Origin of the sequence: Amycolatopsis nigrescens CSC17Ta-90 (assembly GCF_000384315.1) — a bacterium.
GTDB classification, from domain to species: Bacteria; Actinomycetota; Actinomycetes; order Mycobacteriales; family Pseudonocardiaceae; genus Amycolatopsis; species Amycolatopsis nigrescens.
Genome location: NZ_ARVW01000001.1, coordinates 1690105 through 1707399 on the forward strand (window position 1 = coordinate 1690105; position 17295 = coordinate 1707399).

The 17295-nt window shown below is 68.5% G+C and carries 17 protein-coding genes; 7 read left to right on the plus strand and 10 right to left on the minus strand.

Going from position 1 to position 17295, the window contains the following annotated elements; all coding sequences use genetic code 11:
• The first annotated feature begins 70 nt into the window (after nt 1-70).
• The 3 genes from AMYNI_RS0107720 (at nt 71) to AMYNI_RS0107730 (ending at nt 3181) form a co-directional block, all read left to right on the plus strand.
• Nucleotides 71-1165 carry a chitinase gene (locus AMYNI_RS0107720; RefSeq protein WP_020667423.1) on the plus strand — a complete coding sequence of 365 codons (1095 nt, stop codon included), beginning with the start codon at nt 71-73 and terminating at the stop codon, nt 1163-1165.
• A 70-nt stretch (nt 1166-1235) separates the two neighbouring features.
• Nucleotides 1236-1745, plus strand: coding sequence for a mycothiol transferase (locus AMYNI_RS0107725; RefSeq protein WP_026360168.1), 510 nt, complete (start codon nt 1236-1238; stop codon nt 1743-1745).
• Nucleotides 1746-1975: 230 nt separating this feature from the next.
• Nucleotides 1976-3181, plus strand: coding sequence for a cytochrome P450 (locus AMYNI_RS0107730; RefSeq protein ID WP_020667425.1), 1206 nt, complete (start codon nt 1976-1978; stop codon nt 3179-3181).
• 297 nt (nt 3182-3478) lie between these two features.
• Here AMYNI_RS0107730 and AMYNI_RS0107735 read toward each other — a convergent pair whose 3' ends face one another.
• Nucleotides 3479-5620 carry a putative bifunctional diguanylate cyclase/phosphodiesterase gene (locus AMYNI_RS0107735; protein ID WP_026360169.1) on the minus strand — a complete coding sequence of 714 codons (2142 nt, stop codon included), beginning with the start codon at nt 5618-5620 and terminating at the stop codon, nt 3479-3481.
• A 393-nt stretch (nt 5621-6013) separates the two neighbouring features.
• Entirely contained in the window at nt 6014-6883 is an 870-nt protein-coding gene (locus AMYNI_RS0107740) for a polysaccharide deacetylase family protein (protein ID WP_020667427.1), read from the minus strand.
• A 95-nt stretch (nt 6884-6978) separates the two neighbouring features.
• Between AMYNI_RS0107740 and AMYNI_RS0107745 the strand changes: the two genes are divergently transcribed.
• Entirely contained in the window at nt 6979-7359 is a 381-nt protein-coding gene (locus AMYNI_RS0107745; protein ID WP_020667428.1) for a MerR family transcriptional regulator, read from the plus strand.
• A gap of 19 nt (nt 7360-7378) precedes the next feature.
• Here AMYNI_RS0107745 and AMYNI_RS0107750 read toward each other — a convergent pair whose 3' ends face one another.
• Both AMYNI_RS0107750 and AMYNI_RS43950 read right to left on the minus strand, forming a co-directional pair.
• Nucleotides 7379-8215, minus strand: a complete 837-nt coding sequence (locus tag AMYNI_RS0107750) for a hypothetical protein (protein WP_157357283.1) — start codon at nt 8213-8215, stop codon at nt 7379-7381.
• 48 nt (nt 8216-8263) lie between these two features.
• On the minus strand, nt 8264-9556 hold the full coding sequence (locus AMYNI_RS43950; protein WP_169515715.1) for a glycosyltransferase 87 family protein: 1293 nt from the start codon (nt 9554-9556) through the stop codon (nt 8264-8266).
• A 255-nt stretch (nt 9557-9811) separates the two neighbouring features.
• Between AMYNI_RS43950 and AMYNI_RS0107760 the strand changes: the two genes are divergently transcribed.
• On the plus strand, nt 9812-10426 hold the full coding sequence (locus tag AMYNI_RS0107760) for a DUF4190 domain-containing protein (RefSeq protein WP_020667431.1): 615 nt from the start codon (nt 9812-9814) through the stop codon (nt 10424-10426).
• Nucleotides 10427-10539: 113 nt separating this feature from the next.
• On the plus strand, nt 10540-11265 hold the full coding sequence (locus AMYNI_RS0107765) for a GNAT family N-acetyltransferase (protein ID WP_084628323.1): 726 nt from the start codon (nt 10540-10542) through the stop codon (nt 11263-11265).
• A 6-nt stretch (nt 11266-11271) separates the two neighbouring features.
• Here AMYNI_RS0107765 and AMYNI_RS0107770 read toward each other — a convergent pair whose 3' ends face one another.
• The 5 genes from AMYNI_RS0107770 to AMYNI_RS43955 form a co-directional block, all read right to left on the minus strand.
• Nucleotides 11272-12213, minus strand: a complete 942-nt coding sequence (locus AMYNI_RS0107770) for a hypothetical protein (protein ID WP_020667433.1) — start codon at nt 12211-12213, stop codon at nt 11272-11274.
• A gap of 4 nt (nt 12214-12217) precedes the next feature.
• Entirely contained in the window at nt 12218-12568 is a 351-nt protein-coding gene (locus AMYNI_RS0107775; protein ID WP_157357285.1) for a hypothetical protein, read from the minus strand.
• A gap of 169 nt (nt 12569-12737) precedes the next feature.
• Nucleotides 12738-13328, minus strand: a complete 591-nt coding sequence (locus AMYNI_RS0107780; RefSeq protein WP_020667435.1) for a TetR/AcrR family transcriptional regulator — start codon at nt 13326-13328, stop codon at nt 12738-12740.
• Nucleotides 13325-14704, minus strand: coding sequence for a cytochrome P450 (locus AMYNI_RS0107785; RefSeq protein WP_211225465.1), 1380 nt, complete (start codon nt 14702-14704; stop codon nt 13325-13327). The genes AMYNI_RS0107780 and AMYNI_RS0107785 overlap by 4 nt, the downstream gene beginning before the upstream one ends.
• Nucleotides 14705-14788: 84 nt before the next feature.
• Entirely contained in the window at nt 14789-15232 is a 444-nt protein-coding gene (locus AMYNI_RS43955) for a MarR family winged helix-turn-helix transcriptional regulator (protein WP_020667437.1), read from the minus strand.
• A gap of 148 nt (nt 15233-15380) precedes the next feature.
• Between AMYNI_RS43955 and AMYNI_RS0107795 the strand changes: the two genes are divergently transcribed.
• Nucleotides 15381-15845: a cupin domain-containing protein gene (locus tag AMYNI_RS0107795; protein ID WP_020667438.1), complete on the plus strand. Its 465-nt coding sequence runs from the start codon at nt 15381-15383 to the stop codon at nt 15843-15845.
• Between the two features lie 28 nt (nt 15846-15873).
• Here AMYNI_RS0107795 and AMYNI_RS0107800 read toward each other — a convergent pair whose 3' ends face one another.
• Nucleotides 15874-17295 (minus strand): tryptophanase, encoded by a 1422-nt coding sequence (locus tag AMYNI_RS0107800; protein ID WP_245573899.1) that lies wholly within the window; start codon nt 17293-17295, stop codon nt 15874-15876.

Consider the following 17295-nt stretch of genomic DNA (forward strand, 5'->3'; position numbering starts at 1 on the left):
CGTTATACCGACGAAAGTCTTCCGCCATTACTGGTTGAATAAATGGATTCCGCCGAGAAGGGAGCCGGGCATGTTCCGCCGGATGTCACATCTGCTGGGGATCGGGCTGGCGATCGCGATCGCCGCGCCACTGCCGGTCTCCGAGGCAAACACAGCCATCACAGTAAACACAGCGAACACAGCGGTCGCACCGCACGAGGCGCCGGCCGAAACCTGCCCGGTCAAGCCGAAACCCGCGGGCAAAGTGCTGCACGGATACTGGGAGAACTGGGACGGTGCGGCGAACGGGGTGCACCCGCCGTTCGGCTGGACCCCGATCACCGACCCCCGCATCCGCGAACACGGCTACAACGTGATCAACGCGGCGTTCCCGGTCATCCGCTCGGACGGCACGGTGCTGTGGGAGGACGGGATGGACGCGACCGTGAAGGTCGCCACCCCGGCCGAAATGTGCCAGGCCAAGGCGGCGGGCCTGACCATCCTGATGTCGATCGGCGGCGCCACGGCCGGTATCGACCTGGGTTCCAGCGCGGTCGCGGACCGGTTCGTGCAGACCGTGGTGCCGCTGCTGAAGACCTACAACTTCGACGGCATCGACATCGACATCGAGACCGGCCTCACCGGCAGCGGCAACATCAACCAGCCGTCCGCCTCGCAGGCCAACCTGATGCGCATCATCGACGGCGTGCTCGCCGCGATGCCCCCCGGTTTCGGCCTGACCATGGCGCCCGAGACGGCGTACGTGACCGGCGGCAGCGTCACCTACGGCTCGATCTGGGGAGCGTATCTGCCGATCGTCAAGAAGTACGCCGACAACGGCAGGCTCTGGTGGCTGAACATGCAGTACTACAACGGCAACATGTACGGCTGCTCCGGCGACTCCTACTCGGCCGGCACCGTGCAGGGCTTCACCGTGCAGACGAGCTGCCTGGACAAGGGGCTGGTCGTGCAGGGCACCACGATCAGGGTTCCGCTGGACAAGCAGGTTCCCGGGCTGCCGGCGCAACCGGGCGCCGGGGGCGGCTACATGTCCACGGGCCTGGTTTCGCAGGCGTGGAACCACTTCGGCAACGGGCTGAAGGGCCTGATGACCTGGTCCATCAACTGGGACGGGTCGAAGAACTGGACGTTCGGCAACAACGTCAAGGCACTGCAGGGCCGCTGACCCGGTTCCGCCGTTTCTTCCGCGCACCAGCCGGGTATTCCCCGGCAGCGACGCGGAAGGGGCGAACGGAATGGCTGTGGCTGATTTGGTGGCGGACGGCTTCGGGCGGATCCGCGGGTCGGTGCACCAGGTGCTGGACGGGCTCGACGCCGGCCTGATTTCCGAGCGGATCGACCCCGGGGCCAACTCCATCGGCTGGCTGATCTGGCATCTCACCCGGGTGCAAGACGACCATCTGGCCGAGCTGGCAGGCACCGAACAGGTGTGGACCGAGCAGGGCTGGGCCGACCGGTTCGGGCTGCCGCTGCACCCGTCCGACACCGGGTACGGGCATGGCCAGGACGAGGTGGCGGCGGTCCGGGTCGAGTCGCCGGACCTGCTGACCGCCTATCACGACGCGGTGCACGGCACGACGGTGAGCTGGCTGGCCGGTCTTCGTGCGCAGGACCTCGACCGGATCGTGGACAGGGCATGGGACCCGCCGGTGACCATGGGCGCACGGCTGGTCAGCGTGCTGGCCGACGACCTGCAGCACGTGGGGCAGGCGGCGTTCCTCCGCGGGCTGCTCGAACGCAGGTGACCGGCGTTGAACCCGGCGAAAACTGTCCGGCCCGCTCGCTACCGTCGGCGCATGGCGACCAAGTGGAGTGTCACGATCGACTGCGCCGGGCCGGCGAAGCTGGCGGACGACCTGAGCCTCCTCGTCGCAACGGCGCCAGGCTGAGCCAGATTGGCTTGCGTTGGCGCCATAGTGATGCCACTCTGATGTCAGGCCAGGCATTCAGAGCAGGCTTACGACGAGGAGCCGACATGACGAAATCCGTTCCCGACGCGGTGTCGCTGCCGACCCAGCGCCCTCCGGGCTGCCCGTTCGATCCGCCCGCCGAGCTGGCGCGGCTCCGCGAAGAGCGCCCGCTGAGCCGGATGGTCTACCCCGACGGGCACGTCGGCTGGCTGGCGACCAGCCGCTCGCTGGCCCGCGCGGTGCTCGCCGACTCCCGCTTCAGCGCGCGACTCGACCGCATGCACAACCCGTTCCCCGGCTACGGCGACGCCGAGTTCCCACCGCCGCAGCCAGGGGACTTCACCAACCTCGACGCCCCCGAGCACACCCGCTACCGGAGCCTGCTCACCGGCCAGTTCACCGTCCGCCGGATGCGCCAGCTCACCGAGCGGATCGAGCAAATCACCACCGAGCACCTGGACGCGATGGAGCGGCACGGCCCGTCGGTGGACCTGGTGCAGGCGTTCACCCTGCCCATTCCCTCGCTGGTGATCTGCGAACTGCTCGGCGTGCCGTACTCCGAGCGGGGCCGCTTCCAGGAGCACGCGATCGTGATGACCAGCTCGATCGCCAGTATGGAGGAGATGGCCACCGCCTACACCGCGCTGTACGAGTTCCTGCGCGAGCTGGTACTGGCCAAGCGCGCCAACCCCACCGACGATCTGCTCAGCGGCCTGCTCACCAGCGACCTCACCGACGAGGAGCTGACCAACATCGGCATCGTGCTACTGGGCGCCGGGGTGGACACCACGTCCAACATGCTCGCGCTGGGCACCTTCGCCCTGCTGCGCGACCCGGAGCAGTTCACCGTCCTGCGGAACTCGCCGGACATCGCCGACCAGGCCGTCGAGGAAATGCTGCGCTACCTGAGCATCGTCCCGTCCACGGTCCGCGGCGCACTCGAGGACGTCGAGCTGGGCGATCAGCTGGTCAAGGCGGGCGAGACGGTCACGATCTCGATCGAAGCGGCCAACCGCGACCCGGAGACGTTCACCGATCCCGACCGGCTCGACCTGAACCGGACGGCCGGCGGACAGGTCGCCTTCGGCCACGGCATCCACCAGTGCCTTGGCCAGCAGCTGGCCCGCGTCGAGATGCGCACCGCATTTCCCGCTCTGGTCAAGCGATTCCCGAACCTGCGCCTTGCCGTTCCGGCCGAGCAGGTGCGGCTGCGCGAGAACGTGGTCATCACCGGACTGCACAGCCTCCCGGTCACCTGGGACGCCGCCTGAGCGCACCGCGCGAGGATCCCGAGGGACAGCATTCGGACGGTACGAGCACCCCAGTTCAGCACTCGCACTGCGCCAACGTGGAACTCACGCCACGCGAACGTGGGACTCGCACCAGGCGAAGGTGGGACTCGCCGGTGTGCCCGGTTCGCTTCGGCGAGTTGACCGTTCCGGTCGGCGAGTTGACCGTTCGCGCGGGGCGGTCGGGCATTGGGGGCCCGGTTTTCGCCCGCACGGGCACAACTCGCACTGCGCGAAGGTGGGACTCGGGCTGCGCGAAGGTGGGACTCGCGGTGTGCGTCAGCTCGGGTCGAAGTGGGCGGGGAGTTCGGCGGGCGCGCAGGCGGTGCCGTAGAACTCGCCCATGGCCGAGTCCGCACCCGTCCGGCGCCACCATGCGGCCTGCTCACGGGTGTGCACACCATCGACGAGCACGGTCGCGCCGGCCTGGTGGACGAGCCGCGGGAGAGTCAGCAGCGCTTTGGCGACCGGCGAATCCGGCGCCGACCGCGAGCCGCGCTCGACGAGGTCGCGGTCGAGGCGCACCGAGCGGACCGGCAGGTCCTCGAGCAGCGCCAGCTCGCCCGGCGAGGTGCCGAACCCGTCGAGCGTGGTGCGGACCCCGATGTCGGCCAGCACCTTGAGGTTGTCGGTGGCCTGCGCCGCCGGCACGGTCCGGACGGGCATACCGACCGTGAGCCGCTCCGGCGGCAGGTTGGTGTCGGAGAGGACCCGGATCACCCTGGAGATCAGGTCGGCGTCGGCCACCTGGTGCGGAGTGAGGCCGACGACCAGCGCCGGACCGTGCCGCAACCACTGACGCCACCAGCCGGCCTGCTTGCCCGCGGTCCGCAGCAGCCATTCGCCGAGCGACAGGATCAGGCCGGTCTGCTCGGCGAGCTCCGCGCATCGCTCGTGCGCGAGCTGGCCGAGATCGGGGTGATCCCACTGCAGCAACGCCTCCGCGCCGGTGACCCGGCCGCCGGCCAGCTTGGCCACCGGCCGGTAGACGACCTTGATCTCGCCGTTCTCCCATGCACCGGGCATGGCGGCGGCCAGGCCGTAGGTACGCCGGTCGCGGCCGTCGTGGTCGGGGTCGAACAGCTCCCACTGACCGCGCCCGGCGGCCGTGGCCCGGCGCAGCGTCAGGTCCGAAGCCCGCAGCAGCTCGGCCGGGTCCAGCCCGGTGGACGGGCGGTGCACCACGCCGATGCTCGCCTGCGCGGCCACGCCCGTGCCGCCGGAGTAGATCGGCTCGGCGAGCTCGCGGTTGATGTTCGCCACGGTCGCCGCGATGCTGGGCGTGCTGGCCGAGTTCTCCACCACGATGGCGAACTCGTCGCCGTCGATCCTGGCGACCATGGACTTCTCCGCGGCCAGCAGCGCCTGCAGCCGACGCCCGACGTGCACCAGCAGCTGGTCGCCGACGGTGCGGCCGAGGCCGTTGCAGATCATCGCGAACGCGTCCAGTTCGAGCTGGAACAGGGTGATGCCGTATTCCGGGTCCGCCCGGCGCAGCGCGACCTCCAGATGCGTGCTGAAGAACTGCCGGTTCGGCAGGCCGGTCAGCACGTCGTGCAGCGCCTGCCGGTTCAGCTCGCTCTGCAGCAGCATGAGCTCGGTGCCGTCTTCGACCACGGTGACGAAATGGCTGGGCACGTCTTCGGCGTTGCGCAGCAACGACACGGTCAGCGAGACGCGCGCGAGGTCGCCGTCCTTGCGAAGCAGCCGCTGCGACTGCTTGATCCGCAGCTTCGTGCCGTCGAGCAGCTTCTGGTAGTCGTCCCGCAACATCGGCGCGGCGTCCGGATGCACGAGGTCGAACAGGCTGGTACCGGTCAGCTCCGCCGGTGAGTGGCCGAGAATGCCCTCGACCGCGGTGTTCGCCCGCTCCAGCTTCCCGTCCAGGCCGGTGATCATGATGCCGCTCGCCGAGCACGTCGTGACCTCGTCGAACCGCGCTTCGCTTTCCTTGAGGTTCCACTGGGCGTCGCGGATGGCCTTGAGCAGGGAGAGCCGCATGCCGTCCTGCTGCTCGAAGGTGGCGCGCCGGTTCGCCGCCGCGAAGCCGCCCGCCAGCGCACCGACCCCGAGCACGATCCGCTCGGCGAACCGTTCGGTGGGCTGGAACTCCTTCCTGGAAAGCAGTCCGCGGCCGAGAACGTCCACAGTGCACGGAAGGGCCTCGTCCGCGGTGCAGCCGAGCTCGACCAGCCGAGCGCCCGCCTCCGCCGCGGGCGTGGTGCTGAACGGCTCGGAACGCACCGACTCGCACACCGCGTCGACCATGGCCAGCAGCTCGCGCTCCAGCTCGTTCTGCTCCAGCGGCAGGCTGACCGTGCTGAGCAGTTTGTACGCCCACTTTCTGGCCAGCACCGATCGCGCGCGTGCTTCATCGCGTGGGGCCGGCGTGGAGGCCGGCTGTTGCGACGCCTCAGACATCGGGCTCATCCTGCCCGTCCGGAAAATAAACTGCACGACCGTGCCATACCCTGCATCGAATTATGGACACTCTGCGGGACCCAGCCCTGCCACTGCGTCACGAGGAGCACCTCTCCGAAATTTCCTTGGGGCATACAAGAATACTGTTATAGGTGGAATGCTTGTTACACCGTAAGGGTGACGATAGGCCACCCGTTCGGACGGTATCCGTTACACCGGACCCCGCTGGACTCTGCTAGTCGATACCGAAGCGAATCTTCCCATTCGCATCGGAGACATACTACGACATCGCCGCGTTCGACTACTTTCGCGTAAACAAATGGTCGATGCTATTTCCGAACTGATCGCGAACCGGAGTCCACAAAGGACATGAATGGGTTTCGTTCGGCCTACTCAGGCGCTCGTCCCGGTGGTCCGCCGGTAGTGCTCGGCGATCTCGTCGCTGGTGGTCAGCCAGACGTCGGGCTGGGCCGCGAGGTAGGCCAGCGCCTGATCGAGGTACTTGTGCCGGAACGGCTGGCCGACCACGAACGGATGCAGCGCCAAGGCCATCACCCGGCCGCTGTGCTCGGCGTCGGCGTGCAGCTGCTCGTACTGGTCGGTCACGATCCGCAGGAACTCGGGACCGCTGAGGTTCCGGTTCACGAACAGCGTCACGTCGTTGAGCTCGACCGAGTACGGAACGCTGAGCATGCCGGGCACGTTCAACCGGTAGGGCTGGTCGTCGTTGCACCAGTCCAGCAGGTAGCCGAGGCCGAGCTCGGCGAGCAGCTCCGGGGTCCGGAAGGTCTCGGTCAGCGCGGGCCCCATCCAACCGCGCGGGCGCGTGCCGGTGGCGGCGGCGATGGTCTCGACGACCTCGGTGAGATAGCGGCGCTCCTCGTCCAGGGTCAGCTCCGCCTGGAAGGTCGAGTTGTCCCGGCCGTGCGCCAGCCAGGCCCAGTTCCGCGCCCGGCCGGCCTCGATGATCTGCGGGTACCGCTCGCAGACCGCGGAGTTGAGCAACACGCTGGCCCGCATGCCGTGCCGGTCCAGGCTCTCGATCAGGCGCCAGATGCCGACCCTGGGCCCGTAGTCGCGCCAGCCGTAGTTGAGCGGGTCGGGGGCGAGACCGGCGGTGCCCGCGAAGATGCTGGTGGCAGGGCGGTCCACCTGGTAGTGCTCGACGTTCAGCCCGACGTAGCAGGCGACCCTGGCACCGCCAGGCCACTTGATCGGCGGGCGACTGCTGATCGGGCTGTAGTCGAAGAGCTCGTTGTCCATGATTCGGTCCTCTCCTGGTGGGGTGCTTCCCCGGCTATGCTCGAACCATCACACTGGTGTGAAGGTCAAACGCGGCGAAGTATGAGGGCGGGCACATGCGCATCGGAGAGCTGTCGGAGCGCACCGGCACCTCCCGCCGGCTGCTGCGCTACTACGAGGAGCAGGGCCTGATCGTCTCCGAGCGCCGCCCGAACGGCTACCGCGACTACGACGAGCACCTGGTGGACCGGGTCATGCAGATCAGGGGGCTGCTCGACGCCGGGCTGCCGACCCGGATCATCAGGCAGATCCTGCCCTGCCTCGACCAGCCAAGGACGATCCACTTCCCCGACGCCACCCCGGAAATGATCGCCATGCTGGAACGTGAACGCGATCGCATGACCGAACGCGTCCGGTGCCTGACCCGCAACCGGGACGCGGTGGCCGAGTACCTGGACGCGGTGCGCGTCGAGCGCACGGACGCCGCGCTGTCCTGAACCCGCGCTGTCCTGAGCTTTATCCGGCGACGTTCTCCACGGCGGTCGCTCCGGCCCGGCGCAGCCAGTTGTCGAACAGGTCGCGGTACTGGTTGGCCCTGGCCGAGGTGTCAGCGCGCGGGATCCGCTCGTAGAAGGTGAACGGCCGGATCCCGCCGGTCTCGGCCCACTGCAGGTAGGAGATGAACAGGTCCCCGTTGCCGAACCGGAACCCGTGCACGATCGGCAGGCACGCGTACGACTTCAGGTCCACCTCGACCCGCCGGTGCCGCAACTCCTCGCCTTCGTCGGCGAGCAGTTCGCGGATCCGCTGCTGGCATCGCCTCGCTTCGCCGGCCCAGTGCTCTGGCAGCTCACCGGAGCCAGCCACGAACGCCGGATCGAGGCAGTAGAGCGTGATCCGCCAGTGCGAGGGCTGCTCCCGCGCGGTCAGCCACGCGGCGAGCAGCGGCCAGGTGGTGTTCAGCGTCAGCCCGAGTATCTCCACGGTGCGCTCGGAGCGCCGCCCCTCGGTGGCGATCACCTGCAACGTGTCCAGCACCTTGGCGAGGTCGTGGTAGATCTGCGGTTCGGCCCGCGTCAGTTCGGCGCGCATCGACCGCACCTGGCGGCCGAGCTGGTAGATGGCCACGATCGCGACTTCGAGCATGATCGCCACCATCGCGACGAGTGCCTGCTCGTTCAGCTTCATCACGTACCGCTCGAGGACCAGCCGGGTTGGCTCGATGGTGTTCAGGATCAGGTAGACCGCGGTCAGCAGCGCGAGCGTGGTGGTCACCGTCTCCCAGACCCGCCGCACCCTGGTGGACAGTGCGGTCCGTTCGGTCTTCCTGCCGCGCCCCCGGCGCTTCGCCATCACGCCGATCAACGTGGCAAACCAGGTGCGCCCGCGCAAGCTCCCCGGCTAACTTCGCCGGAACTCCCGCCACGCCGTGCACAGCACGGAGATCACCGCGAGCGCCATCAGCGCGGCGAGGATGCGGTACTCCAGCGTTGGCTCGTACATCGACGTTCCCGGCCCGCCGCCCATGATCACCGGCCCCCGGCCGCCGCCGGGTGGAGGCGTCGCCACGCCGCCGGGCGGGGCCTGGCCGATGATCATCCCGGGCTGCCCTCCCTTGCCCATCCCCTTGGGGAACAACACGTCCAGGTAGGCCGGGAACACCGCCCCCTGAACGAGAACAGGCACGTACCAGAGCCGTCGCGGCAGGTAGCACGCGGCGACCACGGTCAGCACCTCGCCCAGGTAGAAGTAGCGCTCGTGCATCGACGGCAGCAGGAACGGCACCAGGATCGCCGAGACGGTCGCCATCAGCACGATCCGCGCCGGGTTCAGCGTCGCGCGCCTGAGCACCACCGCGGCGACCAGGCCGAGCACCACCAGCCCGGTCACCGCGACCCCGATCGGCCGGATCACCGCCGCGTCCGCGCCGGCCGGGAAGAACTGGTAGATCGAAGGAGCTCGCAGCGACAACGCCTGATACGAGCCGGCCTGCTGCACGTAGATGGACAGCAGTTGCTTCAGCGGCGCACCGGCCAGCAACGCGGGCACGTCCAGCAGCAGCACCACGGCCGGCACCACCGGCAGGGCACGCCACGGCAGCCACTTCCGCAGCGCCAGCACGAGCAGCAGCGGGAACACGAAGACAGCCTGCAGCTTGAACGCCAGCGCGAGACCGAAGAAGACGCAAGCGAGCCACGGCCGCCGGCGGAGCACGAAGTAGATACCGCCGAGGCTGAACGCGGCGTAGATGGCGTCCGCCTGGCCCCACAGCGCGCTGTTGGTCGCCACGGTCGGCAGGAGCAGCACCACCAGCGCGGCCACCGGCGGCAGCCATCCGCCCGGCCGCCGCAACGCGACGATCCGGTATACGAAAAACGCCAGCACGAGGTCGAAGGCCACCGAAATGATCTTTACTCCGGCGAGCACGGGAATCGGCGTGTGCGTCAATGCGGCGAGCAGATACAAATAGGGGACGTTGTAATCCGAAAAACTGTGCTTCAGCGCACCGAATCCGCCGTTGGCCGCGATGAAGTCGTACCAGCGCTTGATGAACGCGATGTAGTCGAGCGACTGGTGGTCGAACATGAAGACCCTGGCCAGCACCGCGACCGCGACCGCCGCGGCCAGCAGCCCCCTTCGCCGAAAAGCATTCTTCCGATTCGTACTGGGCACAACTTCGATATCTGCGGACACTTTGTGAGCGTATGGCCGCTTCTGGTATTTACCCTGAGCGCGGACTGAGAAGACCGTGAGAGTCCGGCACACCCCGGCACCGCGGTGATCATCACGCTGGGTGCACATGTCATCACACCGTGGCGTGCGTTCGACCGTCCGACGCTGGAAATGACGACTTTTGTCGTATTGGCTTCATGCCGGCGGACGACGCGGTGCAAAACCTCACGCTGATTACATCCCTCCCCGCAGATCCCCTTTGAAAGGACACCACCCGTGACCCAGCAGACCCCCTACCCCCCGGCCCCGCACGCGCCGCAGGCACCGCCGACACCCCCGGCGCCCCGCAACGGCCTCGGCACGGCCGGGTTCGTGCTCGGCCTGGTAGGCCTGGTCTTCTCCCCGATCCCGATCATCGGGGTCATCGCATGGCCGCTGGTCGTGCTCGGCCTTGTCTTCTCCGCGGTCGGGCTCTCCCTCGTCGGCAAGGGAAAGGCCACCAACAAGGGACTCTCGATCGCGGGCATCATCGTGTCCGTGCTCGGCCTGGTGGTCAGCATCGTGGTGGCCGTACTGGTGAACAAGGCGGTCACCGAGGTGACCGACGAGGTCAACCGGACGGCCAGCGTCACCTACGAGGTCACCGGCGACGCCAAGAACGTCGAGATCATCTACGGCGAGGTGCTCAACCCGAGCACCGAGACCGTCGCGTCCCTGCCGTGGAACAAGCAGGTGGAGAACAAGGGCGTGTACAAGGGCGGCACGCTCACCATCAGCACGGACGAGAACGGCGGCTCGGTGAGCTGCAAGATCACCGTCGACGGCGCGGTGGTCTCCACCAAGACCGGCACCGGCGAGCCGTTCTCCACGGTGGCCTGCACCGGCAGCTGACCCGGCGACGGTCGGACGGTGGGGTGGGGCGGATGAACCAGCGCCCCACCGTCCGGCCGGGACGGGCCATACCGCTGAAAGTACGTCGGCGCGGCCCGGTATCGTCGAAGCTGATGATGTCGCACCCGGCCCGTGCAGGCCTGGCGAGCCCTCGCGGTCCGGTGCCGGATTCGCCCGGCTTGCTGGGACGGAAGGTCCGGTTGCGCGAAATCGGCCCGGCGGATCACCGCACGCTGATCGGCTTCGACCGCGCTTCGGCACGTGGCGAACCCCCGCAGGATCTTGCGGGACACCCGCACCCGATCGATGGGGGCATGCGCAAAAAGCCTCGCATGCCCCCATCTCAGATCGGCGGCTACCGGCACTGGGCGGCGCATCGGGCGGCCGGCGACAACTTCCAGCTCGCGATCGAGACCCTGCACGGCGGGCTGCTGGTCGGCTCGATGTGCACCATCGAGGCCGACCCGCTTTCCGCCCGGTTCAGCTACGGCATCGGGATCGGGCCGCAGCACCGGCGCTGTGGCTATGCCGGCGACGCCATCAACGTCCTGCTCGCGCACATGTTCGGGCAGCGCCGGTACCGCGAGTGCGAGGTCAGCGTCTACGGCGGCAACCTGGCCTCGCTGTCGCTGCACGGCGCGCTCGGCTTCCGCGAAGTGGGCCGCGTGCGCGACACCGAGCTGCTGCACGGAGGCATCAAGTACCTCGTGCTGATGCGCATCAGCGCACCCGAGTTCGCCGGACTCCACCCGGACTTCCTCGTGTCGCGCGTCCCCGGTCCTCGGCGCGGGCGCCACCAGCGCGCCCGCCGCGGACGGCACTGGGACGCCCAGCGCTGAGCTCGCCTAACCCAGCACGGGCGCGGTCGGCATGCCGGTACGCAACCCCTTGAGCGCGCGGACTTCGAGGCTGCTGCCGGTCACGGCCTTGTCCACCACCACGGCCGCCGACTCGCACACGCTACGCGCGGCCACCAGGTAGGACCCGAGAATGGTGTAGTACTGGTCCCCGGTCAGGCCACCGCGCACGGTGTCCGACTCGGCCCGTTTGATCGCTTTGTCGTACAGCACCGAGTAGCCCAGCCCGGTGGCGCCGCTGGGATCCAGCTTGCCCAGTGCGAACCCGACCACGTGCTCGAGCAGGAAGAACAGCACGTCGTCCCAGACATCGTCCTCGGTGTGCGCGTGCAGTGAGTCGACCAGCTTGCTCATGAGATTGTTGAGGTTCTTGCGGGCCGTCGCGATCGCGGCCCCGAACTCGATCAGGCGCTTGGACATCACGAAGAGGTCCTCGGTGCGCCGGGTGTACCAGACATGCATGTCCGCGTAGACCTCGCCGACCAGCACGCCCGCGTCATCGGTCCAGTTGGGCAGCACCAGACCGAGCGCGGTGTCCATCCGCTCGTAGACATCAGCGGTGTCCTGCAACGGCCCGACCGTACCGTCCTTGCGGTGCCGCAGCTCCTCGATCAGGGCGACCGCATTGCCGATGGAGTCGAGATCCTGTCCGGACAGGACGTCCGCGGCAGCGAAGAACCCACGCACGGTGAGATCCTGCATGACCGATCCGACATCAGTCGTCCTGCCGCCTATCTTGCTCTTCACCTCCTTGGGGTCGCCGGTGTAGCCGGTGCCGATGTCGGTCTCCCTGACCCGCCGCGGTCCGTAGTGGTCTTCCGGGTGCGCCAGGTACTCCAGCCAGCCGGCCAGTTCCGGGGCGTGGGTGAAGGCGGGGTCGAGCTGCTGGATGTCGGCGTGGCCAGGCTGCGGGTCCGGCGTCGGTGCCATGTCGTCAACCCCCCAGCTCGTCCAGTCGCTTGCCCAGCTCACCGATGACCTCGGTGTTCCGGAACTCGTTCTGCTGGTAGAGGCCGTGCGCCTGCTGAAGTCGCTCCCGAAGCTCACCGAGGAACGTCACGAACTTGCGTTCGTCTTCGAGGAACTCGCCGAGCACCCGGTTCCACTCCTGGGAGAAGACGGCCAGCTTCTGCTGGTAGACACCCTCTTCCCCGTGCCCGCCGACGAGATTCAAACTGATGCTCTCGCAGTTCTTGAGCATCACACCGAAGTGCGCCGCCGCGTTGTCGGTCTCCGTACGAGCATTTTCGATGTGCCCGAGACTGACCTTGTTTATTCCTGCCATGCCGAGTCCCCACCCCTCCAGCGGACCACTTCGGACCCCTCCTCAACAGGGACTATGGTCGGGCGAGGCTATCAACCGCCGTACCACTCGACAAGCGAAGTCACCAATTAGATTCGTTGAACCGGCAGGCCGTCGATCAATTCTTCTTTCTGATCTCGCCCGAACCGGGTCAGCGGGACAGGCCGATCGCCCCGCGGCAGAAGCCGACGATCTCCGTGACGATCCGGTCCTGCGCCTGGACCCGGCCCGACGCCGGGGACAGCGGGCCGACCAGTGCCTCGGCGATCGCGCCGACCACCGCCGCCGCGGCGAGTTCGACGTTCTGCTCCGGGATCGCGCCCTCGCGGACGCCGTCCCGGAGCAGGTCCGCCATGCCGTCGCAGTACCGCCGCCGGTAGGCGAGGCGTTCGGCGTCGACGATCGGGTCGACGGGTTCGTATACCAGCGCCCACGCGAGGTGCGGGCTGGCGAACGCGCTGGTGGCGTAGGTGCGGACGACCGCGTCCAGGCGGTCTTCGAAGTCTTCGGACCGTGCGGCGGCCGCCCGCATCGCGGTGAGCTCGTCTTCGGCGGCGTCGCGGAACACCTGCACGAACAGCTCGGCCTTGGAGGGGAAGTGCCGGTAGAGCGCCCCGTTGGCCAGCCCGGCGCGCTCGGCGATGGCGCCGACCGAGGCCGGTGCGTAACCGCCTTCGGCGATCAGCTCGGCCGCGGCGGCGAGCAGGCGCGCCCTGGTCCCGGCCCCCTTGGTCCCGTTCACCGGACCCCCATCCGGCGACGCAGCACGACCTCGGTGCCGCGGGCGGGGGCGAGCGTGATGAACCTGGCCCTGATCTCCTCCGGTTTCACTTTGGCCGGCACGAGTTCGGCACGGGAGACGACGGACTGGAGCACCCTGGTCATTTCCAGCTGCGCGAAACCCGCGCCGAGGCAACGGCGTCCGCCGCCGCCGAACGGCAGCCAGGTGTAGGCGCCGGCGGGCTGGTCGAGGAAGCGTTCGGGGCGGAAGGCCAGCGGCTCCGGGTAGCAGTCGGGCCGCCGGTGCACCAGATACGCGCAGGGCGCGAGCCAGGTACCGGCCGGCAGCGAATGACCGCCGAGCTCCATCGGCTCGTTCAGGCAGCGAAGCACGAACGGCACCACGGGACGCAGCCGGAGCGTCTCCTTGACCACCGCGTCGGCGTACTCGTCCGAACCTGTCTCGTCGCGCAGGCGCGCCAGCTTCTCCGGGTGGCGCAGCAGCAGTTCGAAGGCCCAGGCCAGTGCGGTGGCGGTCGACTCGTGTCCGGCGATGAGCAGGGTCATCAGCTCGTCGCGAAGCTCCCGGTCGCTCATCGGCGAACCGTCCTGGTACTCGGCCTGGACGAGCATGGACAGCAGATCGGTCCGATCGTTGAGGTCCCGCATGGCGCGTCGACGGCGGATCTCGTCGAGGATGACCTCCTCGACCGGCCCCACCAGGCGGCGCGCCGCTCCCCGGAGCCGGTCCGACGGCGGGCTGGCGATGGTGGCGAGCAGGCCCTGCGCGAACAGCCAGCGCGGGTTGGTCATGCGGTCCAGCATGGTGCGCAGCGCCCTGGTCACGTGTTCGAGCCGACTCGGTTCGGTGATCCCGAAAACGGTGCGCACGATGACTTCCAGCGTGATCGCCTGCATGCGGGGCCAGAGCGCGAACGGCTCGCCGACGGGCCAGCGGCATAGCTCCGCCTCGGCGGCCTCGGACATCACCGCGCCATAGCCGCGCAGGCGCTCGCCGTGCAGCGGCGGCAGCAGCAGCTTGCGCTGGTCGCGGTGCTCGGGTTCGTCCTGCACCAGTATCGAACGCGGACCGACCAGCGGCTCCAGGAACCTGTTGGTGGCACCGGTGCGCACCACCGCTGGGTCGGCGGTGAAGATCCGCTTGACGTGCGCGGGATCCGCGACGAAGACCCACCGGCCCTGGCTCCGGTCGGCCGCGGGCCCGAGTGCCGCCTTCGCGGCCAGGTCCAAAGTGAACAGATCGCCGTATCGCTGGTGGCAGCGCTCCAGGAACGAGCTGGAACCGAGCAGCCAGCGGGCGCCCTGCAGGGTGGCCGGCAGCCGCGGCCCCGGCGGGAACCGGCCGGGCACGCCGGTCGCCTGAGGCACCTCTGACACCTCTGACACCACTGAACGCATGGTCGCCTCCGGAGGTCAATTTGTGAATCAGGATTCACACGGTAGTGAACCGGGATTCACACGTCAAGGTTCGACCGCGAGCCGCTCCCAGATGCCGGCGAGCTGACGGAGATCGTCGTCGTCGAGCCGGTCGAAGAAGAGCCCGCGGAGGTCGCGGTACTGCTGGCGCCAAGCCTTGCGCAGCAGGGTGCGACCCTCGCCGGTCAGCGTCGCATCGAAACCGCGACCGTCCACACCAGACCGCTGGCGCCGGATGAGCCCGCGGCGCTCCAGGCGGTCGGCGAGGCGGGTGAACCCGCCGGTGGACATCACGCGACGCTCGGCCAGCTCGGACATCCGCATGCCCTTCGGGCCGGCCTCGCCGAGCAGGGCGAGCACGCTGTACTCGGCCAGGCTCACGTTCAGGGGCGCGAGCCCCTCCTGGATCGAGCGCGTGATGCTGTCATGGGTGAGCAGGACCCCCCGCCACACCTCGTCTTCCAGAGGACTCAACTTCTCGGTCGCCATGGCGGGACTGTAGCGGAGATCGCACACCTAGGTGCCTGCGCAGGTAGCTACTTGGCCGAACTATGACGTGCGGCACAATTCGTGGATATAGCTGCTTGCGCAGACAACTATATGAAGAGGCAGCGCAACTTCTCCTAGGGAGCCCATCATGAGCAATGCCTTGATACGCAACAGAGCTGACGGCAAGACCTACCGCTACTACCACTTCCTGCACGAGCAGGTCGTGTCGACCACCGAGAGCAATGGAGCGGTCAGCGTCCTGCGCCTGACCATGCACCGCGAGGACGCGCCGCCCCTGCACAGCCACAGCCGCGAGGACGAGAGCTGGGTGGTACTTGCCGGCCGCGTCCGCTTCTGGGTGGGGTCGAACTCGCTGGAGGAGTGCGAGGTGCACGACGCCGAGCCCGGCGCCTACATCTACGCACCTCGCTTCGTCCCGCACACCTTCCAGCCCCTCACCACGACCGCGGAGCTGCTGGTCATCAACAACCCCGGGGCCATCGAGGGCTACTTCCAGTCGGTCGGATCCGCCGACGCGCGCCACGACACGGAGCAGGCCGACCTCCTGGCTCAGTACGGCGTAGTGCTCCTCGACAACCCGCCTCCGGCCTGACGTTCGTCGGGCAGCGCAGTGCTGCGCCCTACTCGACCCCGCCCTCGGCGAAGATGCTCGTGCCCTGCGTGGGCTTGAAGCGGGCTTGGAAGAACCTGAGGTGGTCCGGTTCGTAGCTGAACGCGAGGCCGTTGACGATGCGGTCGCGCTGCCGGTGCACCCGGATGACGCTGTCCGCGACCAGGTCGATGTGGGCGCGGGTGTAGACCCGGCGCGGGATGGCGAGGCGGAGGAACTCCAGTGGCGGGAACCGGTTCTCGCCGGTTTCCGGGTCGCGTCCTGCCGAGACGCCGCCGCGCTCGACCCCGCGGATCCCGGCGTCGAGGTAGACCGCGGCGGCGAGGGTCTGCGCGGTGAACTCGGTGCGCGGGATGTGCGGCAGGGTGGCGGTCGCGTCGACGCAGACGCAGTGCCCGCCGAGCGGGCGGATGATCGGAACCCCCGCGGCGTGCAGGCGACGGCCGAGGTATTCGACCTGCGCGACCCGCGCGCCGATGTGGTCCTCGTCGACGGATTCGGCGATGCCCTGCGCGATGGCCTCCATGTCGCGCCCTGCCATTCCGCCGTAGGTGTGTAGGCCCTCGAAGAGCAGCACGAGATCGCGGGCCCGCTCGGCGAGGCCGGAGTCGCGCAGCCCGATCCAGCCGCCGATGTTGGCGAGACTGTCCTTCTTCGCCGACATCACCGCGCCATCGGTCGGCGCGCACAGGGCGCGCAGGATCTCCGCGATCGACCGGTCCGCCCAGCCCGGTTCGCGCCGCTGGACGAACCAGGCGTTCTCGACCGCGCGTGCGGTGTCCAGGAACACCGGAATTCCGTTGGCATGCGCCAGTTCGCAGACCTCGGTCAGGTTCGCGACGCTGATCGGCTGGCCACCAGCCATGTTGACGGTGGCGGCGATCGACAGGTAGGGCATCGCCGCGGGCCCGACCTCGGCGATCACCGCCCGCAGCTTGCCGAGGTCGACGTTGCCCTTGAAGGGATGTTCGGAAGCCGGGTCCTGCGCCTCGTCGACGATCACGTCGTGGAACGTCGCGCCGTTGAGCTCCTGGTGCGCCAGGGTGCTGGGGAAGTACATGTTGCCGGCGATATGCGTGCCGGGGCGGATCAGGCAGCGGGACAGGATGTTCTCCCCGCCTCGGCCCTGGTGGACCGGGATGACGTGCTCGTAGCCGTAGTAGCTGCGCACGGCCTGCTCGAACACGTAGAAGCTGCGTGCCCCGGCATAGGCTTCGTCACCGCGCAGCAGCGCCGACCACTGCCGGTCGGACATCGCGTTCGTGCCGGAGTCGGTGAACAGGTCCACCCGGACGTCCTCGGAGCGCAGCAGGCACGGGTTCCAGCCCGCGTCGCGCAGCGCCCGTTCGCGGTACTCCCTGGTGGTGGCCCGGATCGGTTCGACCATCTTGATGCGCCACGGTTCCGGCGGATATTCGGTCATGTCAGGCAT

Bases quoted from the DNA above. Each gene is read 5' to 3' on its own strand.
- AMYNI_RS0107720 (WP_020667423.1), top strand. From the start codon at position 71: ATGTTCCGCCGGATGTCACATCTGCTGGGGATCGGGCTGGCGATCGCG.
- AMYNI_RS0107725 (WP_026360168.1), top strand. From the start codon at position 1,236: ATGGCTGTGGCTGATTTGGTGGCGGACGGCTTCGGGCGGATCCGCGGG.
- AMYNI_RS0107730 (WP_020667425.1), top strand. From the start codon at position 1,976: ATGACGAAATCCGTTCCCGACGCGGTGTCGCTGCCGACCCAGCGCCCT.
- AMYNI_RS0107735 (WP_026360169.1), bottom strand. From the start codon at position 5,620: ATGTCTGAGGCGTCGCAACAGCCGGCCTCCACGCCGGCCCCACGCGAT.
- AMYNI_RS0107740 (WP_020667427.1), bottom strand. From the start codon at position 6,883: ATGGACAACGAGCTCTTCGACTACAGCCCGATCAGCAGTCGCCCGCCG.
- AMYNI_RS0107745 (WP_020667428.1), top strand. From the start codon at position 6,979: ATGCGCATCGGAGAGCTGTCGGAGCGCACCGGCACCTCCCGCCGGCTG.
- AMYNI_RS0107750 (WP_157357283.1), bottom strand. From the start codon at position 8,215: ATGGCGAAGCGCCGGGGGCGCGGCAGGAAGACCGAACGGACCGCACTG.
- AMYNI_RS0107765 (WP_084628323.1), top strand. From the start codon at position 10,540: ATGATGTCGCACCCGGCCCGTGCAGGCCTGGCGAGCCCTCGCGGTCCG.
- AMYNI_RS0107770 (WP_020667433.1), bottom strand. From the start codon at position 12,213: ATGGCACCGACGCCGGACCCGCAGCCTGGCCACGCCGACATCCAGCAG.
- AMYNI_RS0107775 (WP_157357285.1), bottom strand. From the start codon at position 12,568: ATGGCAGGAATAAACAAGGTCAGTCTCGGGCACATCGAAAATGCTCGT.
- AMYNI_RS43955 (WP_020667437.1), bottom strand. From the start codon at position 15,232: ATGGCGACCGAGAAGTTGAGTCCTCTGGAAGACGAGGTGTGGCGGGGG.
- AMYNI_RS0107795 (WP_020667438.1), top strand. From the start codon at position 15,381: ATGAGCAATGCCTTGATACGCAACAGAGCTGACGGCAAGACCTACCGC.
- AMYNI_RS0107800 (WP_245573899.1), bottom strand. From the start codon at position 17,295: ATGCCTGACATGACCGAATATCCGCCGGAACCGTGGCGCATCAAGATG.